A 12759-nucleotide genomic window follows, 5' to 3' on the forward strand; every position below is an offset into this window, starting at 1 on the left:
AAAAATATTCAATGAGTTTTTGGCCAACTTGGAAGGTATCGTCTATCTTTACTGTGACCCCGGCGCAACTTCTTGCCCGGGGTAAAAAGTACGTTTTGACAGACTTGGATAATACTTTAATCCCGTGGAACCAAAAGGATGCACTGGACCAAGTGCGGGACTGGGCTGCCAACTTACATCAGCATGGCATTGAAGTGATCGTCGTGTCGAATAACAATCACGCCCGGGTGGCTGAAGCATTGGCAGATTTGCCAATTCAGTTTATTGCCCGGGCGTTAAAGCCGTTACCTGTGGGTATTAAACGAGCGCTGGCAAAGTTTAACATCCCAGCGGGGCAGGCCGTGATGGTGGGCGATCAGTTTTTTACCGACATGCTGGCAGGCACTTTTGCTGGAGTGGATACGCTGATTGTGTCCCCATTAGTGCATACCGATGGGTGGAATACAAAAATTAATCGATTACTTGAAAAACCGGTACGGCATTTCATTCGCCAACGTGAATGGACAAAACCGTGGGCAAAGGAGCGTGGGCATGCAAAATTCAAATGATTCAACAACGCAAAGCGATACCCTGTATTGTATGGGGTGCGGTGCACAGCTGCAGACAGACAGACCCAATCAAGCGGGGTATATTCCGGCGGCGGCGTTGGCCAAACAGCAGGCTGCCGGAGGTGAGACACTTTACTGTCAGCGGTGTTTTAGATTACGGCACTATAACGAGATCACGGACGTCCCAGTGGATGACAACAAATTTACCCAGTTGCTTAATGAACTTGGAAAAGTCGATGCGTTGATTGTCAACGTGGTGGATGTTTTCGATTTTGCAGGCAGTGTGATTCCAGGATTACACCGGTTCGTCGGGCACAATCCGGTCATTTTAGTGGGTAACAAGGCTGATATTCTTCCCCATTCAGTGAAACGCCGGCGGGTGACTGACTGGCTGCGTCGCCAGGCCAGTATTCAGGGACTGCGGCCAGTGGCCATTCAGCTGGTCAGTGCCCAGTTGGGCTGGCAGGTACCGGAACTCTTGGCTTTGATTGAAAAGGAGCGGCGCGGCCGGGATGTGTATTTTGTTGGGACGACCAATACGGGTAAATCGACGCTGATCAATGCCATCATCAAACAGGAAGCAGGGATTCAAGACCTTGTCACGACTTCCCGTTTTCCTGGAACGACGTTGGATCGGATCGAAATTCCGTTGGATGATGGTCAGCAGTTGATTGACACCCCCGGAATTATTCAACCCGCGCAGATGGCCCATCTTTTGTCAGCTAATGATTTGAAGATTGTGAGTCCGCAAAAGGAAATGAGGCCGCGGACCTTCCAGTTACAACCGGGACAGACGTTATTTCTTGGCGGTCTCGGACGCATGGATTTCACCGATGGGCCTGCAGGCAGTTTCACAGTCTATGTCGATAATCAACTCACGGTCCATCGTACGAAACAGACCAATGCCGATGCGTTTTGGGAAAAGCATCGGGGTGAACTGCTCACGCCGCCGAGTCAGGCGGAACTGTCGGCCATGCCAGCCCAAAAGCGATACGATTTCACCCCCGGTGAACGTTCAGACGTGGTGATTGCCGGTTTGGGTTGGATCAACGTACCGGCCCGTGCGGTCTTAGCGATGTATGCCCCTGCTGGCATTGGCGTAAGCATGCGGGCATCACTCATTGGGAGTTAAAAGGAGTACACACAGAATGACATTAACAGGTAAACAAAAACACTACTTACGCAGCCAAGGACAAACGATGAAGCCGTTGTTTCGGGTGGGCAAGAATGCTGTGACCCCCGAATTTATCGACCAAGTGGATACGGCATTGGCCAAACGGGAACTGATTAAGATCTCATTGCTGCCCGCAGCAGAGGTTTCGTTAACAGAAGCCTTGAGTGGTTTGCAAAATGCACTGCCGACCGTGGAAGTGGCCCAAACGATTGGCAAAACGGCACTGCTTTATCGGCCGGCCAGCAAAGAGAAGAATCGGCATTACTCGGTTGAAGTCCAAAAGTTGGGGACCCCCCAATGACATGCCGCACTTTGACCCAGACTCACGTGACTGCCCACACAGTGACGGCGCCGGTCATTGGTACCGAGATCAAACGCGTGCTGCTGGCCAGCATGCAGGGACACCAAATTGGTATCCTGGGCGGAACATTTAATCCCCCGCATTTGGGCCATCTGCTAGTGGCCGAGGGAGTTTACAATGCATTGCACCTTAATAAGATTCTGTTCATTCCCGATGCCACGCCGCCGCACATCCAAGGGAAACACGCGCTTCCCGCCAAAGAGCGGGTCGCGATGGTGAAAGAAGCCATTGCGGACAATCCGCACTTCTGCTTGGATCAGATTGAGGTTAAACGCGGTGGTAAATCCTACACAGTGGATACAATGAAAGAATTAAAACGCCGGGACCCGCTGGCCCAATACTATTTCATCATTGGTGCGGATATGGTCAATGATTTACCCAATTGGCATCAAATTGATGAATTGGTTAAGTTAGTGACTTTTGTAGCGGTCCGCCGGCCAGGAGTCACACCGCAGAGCCAGTATCCAGTAATTTGGGTGGATGTACCGCAGGTGGCCATTTCTTCCAGCGGTATTCGCCGCCGGGTGGAGAAGGGTGAATCCATTCGTTATTTGGTCCCCGACGGAGTGGCCGCGTATATTAAGGAGCATCATTTGTATGAAAAACAGCACGCTTGAACCAATCCTTCCTTATGATTGGGCAGAACTCGAAAAGCGGGTGCAGGCTCGCATGACTCAGAAACGGTTTGCTCATTGTCAACGGACAAGTGCGATGGCCGTGAAATTAGCTGAGCAAAATGGCGGCGATGTCTTACGGGCCAAGATTGGCGGCCTTGTTCATGATTACGCAAAGCAAATACCCGATGCTGATTTTATCCAGGCCATTCACGATCATCATTTACCGGATGACTTGTTGCATTATGGGAACGCCATTTGGCACGGTATCGTCGGGGTTTACTTTATTGAAGATGAGCTAGGTCTCCATGACCCAGCAATTCTGCAGGCGGTCCAAGAACACACGACGGGGTCACCCGAGATGCCACTATTGGCTCAGATTATCTATATGGCTGATTTCATCGAACCGGGCCGCTCATTTCCTGGCGTGGAAAAAGCTCGGGCGATTACGGCCAAAAATTTACAAGCCGGTGTCTTGTTTCAATTAAGTCATGAGCTAACCTATTTAGTGGAAAAACAAGAACCAATTTACCCTCTGACTTTTACCAGTTATAATGCATGGGTAAAGCGGATTAGCCAAACAACACAAGCAAAGAAAGCAGAGTGAAATACTTTTTGAACAGTCAAGAGAAATTACAAATCGCCGTCACTGCGGCCGATAATAAACGGGCTGAAGACATTGTCGCCCTCGATATGCAGGAAGTCAGCCTACTGGCAGACTATTTTGTGATTATGAGCGGTAATTCTGAACGGCAGGTCCAAGCCATTGTCGAAGGTGTCATTGAAGCCGAAGAAAAGGCCAATGTCAGTGTCCAAGGGGTCGAAGGTAACAAGAATTCGCGGTGGATTCTGATTGATTTGGGTGATGTGGTTGTCCATGTTTTCCAAAAGGAAGAACGGGCCTTCTATAATCTAGAAAAATTATGGTCAGATGCACCAGTCGTGGATGTTCAGCAATGGATCACCGCATAGATTACACCATCTTTGCCCAGGTTTATGACCGTTTGATGGATAAAACCATGTATCAGTCCTGGCAAGATTTCGTCACACAACATTATCCCCAGTCTGCCCCTGGTCGGTTGCTCGATTTGGGCTGCGGAACAGGGGATTTTGCTGTACGGATGGCTAAGTTGGGTTGGCAAGTGACAGGTCTTGATTTGTCGGCTGACATGTTGACACTCGCCAAAGAGCGCGCGGACAAGGCGCACGTGACAGTGGACTGGATCCAGGGAGATATGCGCCAACTGGCCGGCTTAGGGACTTTCGATGTGGTCACGTCATTCGATGATTCCATCTGTTATTTGCCTGATCTGGCGAGTGTCCAGGCTACGTTTGAAGCCGTGGCGGGAGTCTTGCCGGCGGATTGCCCGTTCTTTTTTGACGTCCACTCACTGCACCAGGTAGATGATGTATTTCCGGGTTTCATGTTCAACGATATCACTGAAGACAGTGCTTTCCTTTGGAGCAGTTATGAGGGCAAAGTCCCCCACAGTGTCGAACATGAACTCACTTTCTTTACTTATGACGACACCATTGACGGCTATACGCGAGCGATGGAGATTCAAACGGAGCGCACGTATCCCGCAGCGGATTACCGGCAGGCGTTGATCCAGGCCGGCTTTTTGCCGCCTCAGTTGACGGCAGATTTTGGGCGGGGAGAAGTGCGGCCAGATACTACTCGGTGGTTTTGGCAAGCCGTGCGCGCCCATGCTTAAAGCAGTGGGAATTATTGCCGAATATAACCCCTTTCATAATGGTCATCGCTATCAGCTGCAGCAGGCTCGGCATCTGAGTGGTGCCGATGTGGTTATCGTGGTGATGAGTGGCAATTACGTTCAGCGGGGAGAGCCGGCTTTACTGGATAAGTGGACGCGGTCGGCCGCGGCAATCGAAAACGGTGCGGATTTAGTCATGGAATTGCCCCTCAATACGGCGGTTCAGCCGGCGGATCGTTTTGCCCGGGGCGGTATCTACGCACTGGCTGGTTTGAATTGTGCTGCGGTGGCTTTTGGCACAGAACAGCCGGACTTAAATTATGCTCAATTGGGTCAGCAAATTAATGATTTACCTGCCGAACCGGCCGCGTTCATCGACTATTCCCAGACCTACGCCACTCAGCTGAATGCAGTCTATCAGGAGCGGTTGCATGTTCGGTTAGACGATCCCAATGTCATCTTAGCGTTGGGCTACGCCGCTGCGAATGCTAGCCTGATGAATCCCATGACACTGGTACCCGTACCGCGGGTCGCTGTGGGTCATGATGAACCGAGCGCCGTGGGTCATTTTGCCAGTGCGAGTGCACTGCGGCAGATGTGGACAAGTGATTTTGCATCAGCCTATGTACCGACCAGTGCCTGGCAGCTGTACCAGGATGCGCCCGTGGTGCGGTGGGAAGATCTGTGGCCATACTTGCATTATCGGTTACTCACCATGACACCCGTGCAGCTGCGGGAAATTTATCAAATGACGGAGGGACTGGAATACCGATTTATCCAACAAAATCGGGACGCAGCCAGTTTTTCTGATCTACTCCAACGAGTGAAGACCAAACGCTTTACTTATAGCCGTCTGAGCCGAGTCGCCCTATATACTTTATTGGCTTGCACCAATCAAGAAATGAATAACACCCAGGGCCCATTACGGGTATTGGGGTTTTCACCAATCGGGCAGCGCTATTTGAAACAGATACGTTCCCAGGAAGAATCCACGGTAATTACCAACGTGAACGCAAAAAATGGGGCAGACACTGCGCCTTATGGCTTGACGATTCGGGCGGATCGTGTGTATACATTAGTTAATGGGCATTCCCAAAATTTCGGCCGTGCCCCGTTCCAATACAGAAAGGATGAATGACCATCAGCATGTTGCAATGGACAGAAGCAGAATTGCGCAAACAGGGTAATCGACCAATCACTTTTGACCAGGAAATCAAACTGATGCCTGAGCTGGCCGATCGCTTTGAATCGGTGAGTGATGCGTCGAATTACCGGGTACAGGGCACGATTGAGCAGGATGGCGTGGGCTGGTTAGCCACGGTCCAAGCCACTGGCGAAGTGACTGCCCATTCCACGCGCTCGCTGGCCCCGGTTCGGGTGGCCCAAGATTTCACCTTCGCGGAATTATGGATCCCCCAAGATCGCTGGGGTTCTGATGCGGCGGATACCTTGATGGATACTACTAGCGTGCTTACAATTCCCATGCTGCACGATATGATTGACATTTATTCCGCTGTTTCCGATCATATTGTGTTGGAATTACCGTCTCAAATTCTGACAGAAGATGAGGCCAAGGAAGGCGTCATGCCGGCTGGCAAGGATTGGCATGTCATCTCTGAAGCGGAATATGATGCGCAAAAGAAGGCTGACGAGAAGCCGAACCCGGAATTAGCGAAATTGAAGGACTTGTTAGACAAGAACCAAAAAACAGATGACAATGATCCCGCCAAGTAACGAATAGTGGCGCTCGCGTTCGATTCTGGTATCATTGAAATGAAGAGTAAATAGGTCTTCTAATCCGTTTGCCCAAGGGACTAATGGATTGGATTACCTGATAAAAATGGAGGTTTAATAATGGACAAGCCACAAATTGGCGTCATCGGTATGGCCGTCATGGGCAAGAACTTGGCTTTGAATATTGAAAGCCGGGGATACACAGTCGGAATTTTTAACCGGACTGGTTCTAAGACGGAAGCAGTCATGAAAGAACACAGCGATAAAAAGTTAGTGGCCAGTTACACCTTGGCCGACTTTGTTAATTCATTAGAGAAACCGCGTCGGATTGTGATGATGATTAAAGCCGGTAAGCCAACGGATGCTGTGATCGCACAGTTATTGCCATTGCTCGATAAGGGCGACGTGTTGATCGATGGGGGTAATACATTCTTCGAAGACACAATGCGGCGCAATGCCGAACTGGATAAGTCCGGGATCAACTTCATCGGCATGGGCGTTTCCGGTGGTGAATTAGGGGCCCTAGAAGGTCCGTCACTAATGCCTGGTGGTCAAAAAGAAGCGTATGATTTGGTGGCGCCTATCCTAGAGCAAATCTCTGCAAAAGCTAAGGATGGTGCACCTTGTGTCACTTATATCGGGCCCAATGGTGCTGGCCACTATGTCAAAATGGTGCACAACGGAATTGAATACGGTGATATGGAGCTAATTGCAGAAAGCTATAATCTCTTGCGGCAATTACTCGGTGAAACGCCAGAAAACTTGGCAGATACCTTCTCCGAATGGAATAAAGGCGAACTGTCCAGCTACTTGATTGAAATTACCGCCGATATCTTAACGCGGAAAGATGACTTAGGCACTGGTAAACCAGTGGTGGACGTCATCTTAGACGCTGCGGGTAATAAGGGTACTGGTAAATGGTCTTCTCAAAATGCGTTGGAATTAGGCCAACCGCAAACCCTGATCACAGAATCCGTATACGCCCGTTATATCTCCGCATTAAAAGACGAACGGGTGGCCGCCAGCAAGGTGTTGCCGGTGCACACTGGCAAGCCGGACTTAGGCGATCACGCTAAGCTCACTGAAAAGATTCGGGAAGCTCTGTATTTCGCAAAGATCATGAGTTATGCGCAAGGCTTCGCCCAGATGAGTGCAGCTTCTAAACAATATGATTGGCACTTAGACTTTGGTGAGATTGCTAAGATCTGGCGTGCTGGCTGTATTATTCGAGCTCAATTCTTGCAAGAGATCACGAGCGCTTACAAGCGTGATCCAGAACTGGGTAATTTGCTGCTGGATCAATATTTCCAGGACATTGCCGATAAGTATCAGCAAAGTGTCCGGGACGTGGTGGCCATTGCCGTCCAAGCGGGTATTCCGACTCCTGCTTTCTCTGCAGCCATCAACTACTATGATTCTTATCGCAGTGCTGTTTTACCCGCCAATTTGATTCAGGCCCAACGGGATTACTTTGGTGCGCACACGTATCTGCGTAACGATCGGCCAGGCGTGTTTCACTACACTTGGTACAAAGAACAATAATCGGTCAATTTAATCAAATCTTCTTGGACAAGGTGCTTGCCAACTGGGCGAGCACCTTGTTTTTTCGGCATTCGCCGCAGTTTCGCTCTCTGTGTTTCTGTGGTAGAATGAGAACAAATCTGCTCATGTATGACAAATTATTTCCTTATTACATGTGACTTTTTTAGCAAGAACGGGAGTGGCAAACGCATAATGCAAAGTATATTGATTATTGAAGATGAAAAGAACTTGGCCCGGTTTGTGGAACTCGAATTACAACATGAAGGCTACAAGACGGAAGTGCACAACAACGGCCGCACGGGGCTGGAGGCCGCATTAAAGCATGATTGGGACGCAATTCTGCTGGATCTCATGTTGCCCGAATTAAATGGCTTGGAAGTTTGTCGGCGTGTGCGCCAACAAAAGAATACGCCCATTATCATGATGACTGCCCGGGATTCTGTGATTGATCGCGTATCCGGTTTGGACCATGGGGCGGACGATTATATCGTCAAGCCTTTTGCCATCGAAGAATTACTGGCTCGGTTGCGGGCGTTGTTACGACGGATCGACATCGAGAATGCGCATACGCAAAATAAGCAGCACACCATCACTTATCGTGACTTAACCATCGAGAAAGAGAATCGGATCGTACGGCGTGGTGACGAGGTCATTGAGTTAACGAAGCGGGAGTACGAATTATTATTGGCGTTAGTGGAGAATATTAATGTCGTCCTTTCCCGGGATGTCCTCCTGCGGAAAGTATGGGGTTATGATTCCAGCGCGGAAACCAATGTCGTTGATGTTTACATTCGTTATCTGCGCAACAAGATTGACGTTCCCGACAAGGCCAGTTACATTCAGACTGTCCGGGGTACCGGGTACGTTATGCGGTCGTGATCGTTTTTTATGGCGAAGCACACAGAAGACAAATCAGAAAAGAAGCGGCGGATCGACTGGCGCTTATCTCTGCGCACTAAGTGGACGTTGATCGTGGCTGGGACAATGGTCATTTTCTTCGGCATTTTCACCGGTGTGTTATATCACTCTGTGTCGCAAATCCTCTTAGCCCGGGAGCAGGGGAGCGTGCAGAACACATTGACAGCCGTTTCGCAACGCCTCTCACCATTCAAGAAAGATTTGACGATCAATGACGTCAACCCCGTCTTGAATCCCAATTTTGTCGTGAGTAACGACGATCAGCGGGGCAGGCCAGATCAAGGCAGCTTTTCGCAGGATTCACTGGTCGCGATGATGATGCAGGAACAAGTGACTGTGACGGTATTTAACCGCCAGCATCAAGTGGTCTTCAATTCTCGCAATCCAGCGATTGATTATCGCAATATGACCAACGGTGTGCATGTCATTAAGCAGGATGGCGGCAATCGCATGTTTGGTGTTCTGCAAATTCAATCGGCCATGACGGGTCAAAATATTGGTTCGGTAATCGTAAAGAACAGTCTGACTGGTTACAACGCGAGTATGTATCGGCTTCTGATGCAAATTATTTCCATTGGTTCACTGGTATTCGTTCTGATATTGGCGGTCAGTGTGTATTTGATGACCAAGCTGCTGCGGCCAGTGAAAGAAATGACGGAAACGATGGCCGTCGTGCATGATGATCCGAATACCGATATTCGGTTACGACCGTTACGTGGTCATGATGAGTTGAGCCAGCTGGTGGACGAATTTAACGGTATGTTGGATCGGCTCCAAAGATATATTCAACAACAACAGCAGTTCGTTCAGGATGTTTCCCATGAGTTACGTACACCCGTCGCCGTATTGGAAGGCCACTTGCAGTTGCTGAACCGTTGGGGCAAGGATGACCCCCAAGTGCTGGATGAATCCTTGGACGCGTCCTTGCAGGAACTGGGGCGAATGAAACACTTGATTCAAGAAATGCTCGATTTGACGCGGGCCGATTCTGCCGCCACGACCCACCCGACAGCCGTGACGGTGATTACCCCGCTTCTGCAGGAAGTGTATAACAACAGTAAGATGCTCCATCCAGATTTTCAAATCGAAAGTGATTTTGATTTACCCCAATCCGCGGCTGTTCAAATTTATCGCAATCACCTTGAACAGGTCTTGATTATTCTGATTGATAATGCGGTTAAATATTCGCGCCAGCGCAAAGAGATTCATCTGAGCGCCGCCACAGACGAACGCAATGTGTCGATCATTGTCCAAGACTTCGGTCGGGGCATTGCCGCCAAGGATGTCTCGCAAATCTTTAATCGTTTCTACCGTGCTGATGAGGCGCGCAGTGATGAAGACGTCTCTGGTAACGGGTTAGGATTATCCATTGCTCACCGGTTGATTACAGAATATGGCGGCCAAATTTCGGTTGAATCCGCTGAAGGGCACGGTTCTGTTTTCCGTATTGATCTGCCATTGTTTAAAGGTCCTTTGCCGCCGGATGAGGCGGCTGAAGCTACGGATCATCATCATGATGATGATCCGGGCTTACCGCCAGGCATTATCAAGATGTCTTGATTCAAGGGGGAGTAAAAATGCGTCGATTCAAGCACCGTCGATGGTGGCTGTTACTGGCCGTGGTCGTCCTTGCTGGCGGCGCATTTTTTGCGTTCTGGCACAGCGCAGAAACTCGTTTTTGGCCCACTTGGCTGGGTGATGAGCGGCCAGAAGCAGTGATCAATGATGTCCGGCAGCACGCCGTCATGACAGCTACGAATCGGCACGCTTGGGTAGCCAAATATGGCACACCACAAAAAGTCGCCGCGCGAATTCACAATCTAACAGATTTGCGTGCTGCTGTGGCGGAGGCCAATCCGCACTCGTCGGTATATTTGCCGGGGGAAGCAAGAGATATCACTCGGCCTACCGTCGTGACGGAACAGGGATACGAGTGGATTGACTTACCATCGTTTTGGCCAAACTCCTTCAAGGAACCATCCGTTATTGTATATATCAACACGGTCAATCGGGCAGTGCAAAAAGCCCAAGGCGGCATTATCATTGACCTGCGCAACAACTATGGCGGGTCTCCCCAGGTTATGATTATGGCAGTTGCGGCGCTGGTGCCCCAAGGAGACATATTTTCATTAGTGCCAAAGAATGGCCCAGCTCAGCCCTGGACCCTGCAAAATCAAGGGATTGTGGCCAATGGATCAGGCGGCGATCAGTTAACCCTGGATAAGCCGTTTCCGAAACGTACCGGTTTGAAAGTCGCCGTACTCGTCAGTAAGCGCACGGCCAGTGCCGCAGAGTTCACCGCACTGGCATTACGGAACAATCCAAAGGTGAAAATTTTTGGCACCCCGACTGGCGGCTTTCTTTCTGGCAATGTGGGTCAATCATATTCGTATCTGGGCCATACACTAATAGTCAGCATGACGACATCGTGGGCCAAGGATAATGCGGTAAAAGTGTACCACGAGGATCCGATTTACCCAGATAAAATTCTTCCCGCTAATGATCAACAAGCATTGAGCAAGGCAGTCTTTGATTGGTTAAACGCAAAATAAAAATAGGACCCTTCAGCTTTTTTCACTGGAAGGTCCTATTTTTTCTTATTAGTCGCGGGGACGTTGTTGTTTGCCCGCATTACGTTCGCGGTTCTTTTCGTGGATTTCCTGTACCTTGGGATCGTTGGCCGCTGCTTCCGCAGTCATGTTGCCAAACATATCCTCTGTCACCACCTGTTGAATTGGGTGTTCCTTCAATTCCCGAGCTGCGCGCTTACGCATCCGCGGCTGCAGAATCCAAGTCGTGATGGCTTGCTGAAAGGCAAACAGCAAGTTACCCACTAACCAGTAAAGGCCCAGACCGGCTGGTAAGAACAATGTGAAGAATAATGTCATCAATGGACTCATCAGCATGGTGGTGGCCATTGTCTTCTTTTGTGCGGCAGGCACGCCGATGGTCATCATCCAGCCCTGAAGCAAACTAATGAGGGTGGCGACAATGGCGATGACGTAATTCCGCTGGCCCAAATTGATGCCAAAGAAAGTGGCGTTGAAAATTTGCGGGGCGAACTGGATTGCCTGATACAGGGCCGTCATAATCGGCAACTGAATCAGCAACGGTAAACAGCCGATCCCCCCGAGCATGGACACATTATTCTGCTGGAACAGTTCCATTTGCTTGGCAGACAGTTGCTGCTTTTGCTCCATGGTCAGATTTTGCTTGTTCAGCTTTTGGATGATCTGAATTTGCGGCTGAATGGCGGCCATCTTTTCCTGTTGGTAGGCCGCATTACTTTGTTGCCGCAACATAAGTGGCATTAACAATAGACGAATAACCAAGGTCAAACTGACAATGCCCCAACCAAACCCATTGGGACCACCGATTAGGTCTGCACACCAATACATAAAACGCTGTAAAGGCACGGCTAAATACTTATATGTCCAACCCCAAGGGCCGCTAGTGGGGGCTTTGTAGTTTTGAATTCCCTGCGGTGCACAACCACTGAGGACGATGACCAGAATCACCAGACTGCTCAGAATTAATGCATACCGAATGTATTTCTTCTTCAACACAATTTACCTTCCGTTCTTCGAAAATCTCAATAACACCCATCTTACGGTAAACGACAGGGTTTGACAATCAGCCCGAAGAACGAATTATTAACTAAAAATCAAGCCGTGACACGAAAGCCCTTGTAATTTGGCAGGGGGGACAATTCCACCATATCGACATTTGTGACGTGACCACTGGGTGTGGGTGACGCTTTCACTGCGCCAATAAACTTATCCAGCGGCTGCTCTTCACCTGCCGCTTCAATGTAGACAGAACCATCTGCTTTGTTTTCAACGAAACCAGTAACTCCTAATTGGTCCGCCACCATTTTAGTTAACCAGCGGAAGCCGACGCCTTGAACGCGGCCATAGACATGTAAACTGACTGCACGCATGAAAAACCCTCCAAACGAAAAATTGATCTAATCCCATTTTACTATGTTGCGCCGCGGTTGCATAATGGGATGAAAGACGTGTAGGATATTTCGTCCATTGCATGCGGAAAAAGGATGCATAATAAAATGTTGAGTGAGAGCGAAGCCAGTGCCAATGCGTAGCTTTGGCACGGCCCCAGCACGTTAACTTTTGTTTGCAATCCAGGAAAGAGG

At 49.6% G+C, this 12759-nt stretch carries 15 protein-coding genes; 13 read left to right on the forward strand and 2 right to left on the reverse strand.

Going from position 1 to position 12759, the window contains the following annotated elements; genetic code table 11:
• The first annotated feature begins 11 nt into the window (after nucleotides 1–11).
• The 13 genes from FD09_RS06880 to FD09_RS06940 all read left to right on the forward strand — a co-directional run bounded on the left by FD09_RS06880 (nucleotide 12) and on the right by FD09_RS06940 (nucleotide 11158).
• On the forward strand, nucleotides 12–548 hold the full coding sequence (locus FD09_RS06880; RefSeq protein ID WP_057819698.1) for a YqeG family HAD IIIA-type phosphatase: 537 nt from the start codon (nucleotides 12–14) through the stop codon (nucleotides 546–548).
• Nucleotides 532–1680, forward strand: a complete 1149-nt coding sequence (gene yqeH, locus FD09_RS06885) for a ribosome biogenesis GTPase YqeH (RefSeq protein WP_057819700.1) — start codon at nucleotides 532–534, stop codon at nucleotides 1678–1680. Before FD09_RS06880 ends, yqeH begins: the two co-directional genes overlap by 17 nt.
• A 16-nt stretch (nucleotides 1681–1696) precedes the next feature.
• The gene (locus tag FD09_RS06890) at nucleotides 1697–2023 is read left to right on the forward strand and encodes a YhbY family RNA-binding protein (protein ID WP_057819703.1); all 327 of its coding nucleotides are present in this window, start codon (nucleotides 1697–1699) and stop codon (nucleotides 2021–2023) included.
• Nucleotides 2024–2115: 92 nt separating this feature from the next.
• Nucleotides 2116–2700 (forward strand): nicotinate-nucleotide adenylyltransferase, encoded by a 585-nt coding sequence (locus FD09_RS06895; RefSeq protein ID WP_057820200.1) that lies wholly within the window; start codon nucleotides 2116–2118, stop codon nucleotides 2698–2700.
• Complete coding sequence (gene yqeK, locus FD09_RS06900) at nucleotides 2681–3304, forward strand: bis(5'-nucleosyl)-tetraphosphatase (symmetrical) YqeK (RefSeq protein WP_057819705.1); 624 nt, start codon at nucleotides 2681–2683, stop codon at nucleotides 3302–3304. Before FD09_RS06895 ends, yqeK begins: the two co-directional genes overlap by 20 nt.
• 8 nt (nucleotides 3305–3312) lie before the next feature.
• Nucleotides 3313–3669: a ribosome silencing factor gene (rsfS, locus tag FD09_RS06905; protein ID WP_057820202.1), complete on the forward strand. Its 357-nt coding sequence runs from the start codon at nucleotides 3313–3315 to the stop codon at nucleotides 3667–3669.
• Entirely contained in the window at nucleotides 3654–4412 is a 759-nt protein-coding gene (locus FD09_RS06910) for a class I SAM-dependent DNA methyltransferase (RefSeq protein ID WP_420806844.1), read from the forward strand. The genes rsfS and FD09_RS06910 overlap by 16 nt, the downstream gene beginning before the upstream one ends.
• A complete protein-coding gene (locus FD09_RS06915) occupies nucleotides 4405–5550 on the forward strand; it encodes a nucleotidyltransferase (protein ID WP_057819707.1) in 1146 nt (381 codons plus the stop codon). Before FD09_RS06910 ends, FD09_RS06915 begins: the two co-directional genes overlap by 8 nt.
• Nucleotides 5547–6146, forward strand: a complete 600-nt coding sequence (locus FD09_RS06920; RefSeq protein WP_057819710.1) for a DUF177 domain-containing protein — start codon at nucleotides 5547–5549, stop codon at nucleotides 6144–6146. The genes FD09_RS06915 and FD09_RS06920 overlap by 4 nt, the downstream gene beginning before the upstream one ends.
• A 120-nt stretch (nucleotides 6147–6266) precedes the next feature.
• On the forward strand, nucleotides 6267–7688 hold the full coding sequence (gene gndA / locus FD09_RS06925) for an NADP-dependent phosphogluconate dehydrogenase (RefSeq protein ID WP_057819712.1): 1422 nt from the start codon (nucleotides 6267–6269) through the stop codon (nucleotides 7686–7688).
• 192 nt (nucleotides 7689–7880) lie between these two features.
• Nucleotides 7881–8567 carry a response regulator transcription factor gene (locus tag FD09_RS06930; RefSeq protein WP_057819714.1) on the forward strand — a complete coding sequence of 229 codons (687 nt, stop codon included), beginning with the start codon at nucleotides 7881–7883 and terminating at the stop codon, nucleotides 8565–8567.
• Between the two features lie 9 nt (nucleotides 8568–8576).
• A complete protein-coding gene (locus tag FD09_RS06935; RefSeq protein ID WP_057819716.1) occupies nucleotides 8577–10166 on the forward strand; it encodes a HAMP domain-containing sensor histidine kinase in 1590 nt (529 codons plus the stop codon).
• Between the two features lie 17 nt (nucleotides 10167–10183).
• On the forward strand, nucleotides 10184–11158 hold the full coding sequence (locus FD09_RS06940) for a S41 family peptidase (protein WP_057819719.1): 975 nt from the start codon (nucleotides 10184–10186) through the stop codon (nucleotides 11156–11158).
• Between the two features lie 48 nt (nucleotides 11159–11206).
• Here the strand turns inward: FD09_RS06940 and yidC are convergent, their stop codons facing one another.
• Together yidC and FD09_RS06950 are read right to left on the reverse strand one after the other, a co-directional pair.
• Nucleotides 11207–12172, reverse strand: coding sequence for a membrane protein insertase YidC (yidC, locus tag FD09_RS06945; RefSeq protein WP_083487630.1), 966 nt, complete (start codon nucleotides 12170–12172; stop codon nucleotides 11207–11209).
• Nucleotides 12173–12270: 98 nt separating this feature from the next.
• Nucleotides 12271–12546 (reverse strand): acylphosphatase, encoded by a 276-nt coding sequence (locus FD09_RS06950; protein WP_057819721.1) that lies wholly within the window; start codon nucleotides 12544–12546, stop codon nucleotides 12271–12273.
• Nucleotides 12547–12759: the final 213 nt, after the last annotated feature.

Source organism: Schleiferilactobacillus perolens DSM 12744 (genome assembly GCF_001435585.1).
Classification (GTDB): Bacteria; Bacillota; Bacilli; order Lactobacillales; family Lactobacillaceae; genus Schleiferilactobacillus; species Schleiferilactobacillus perolens.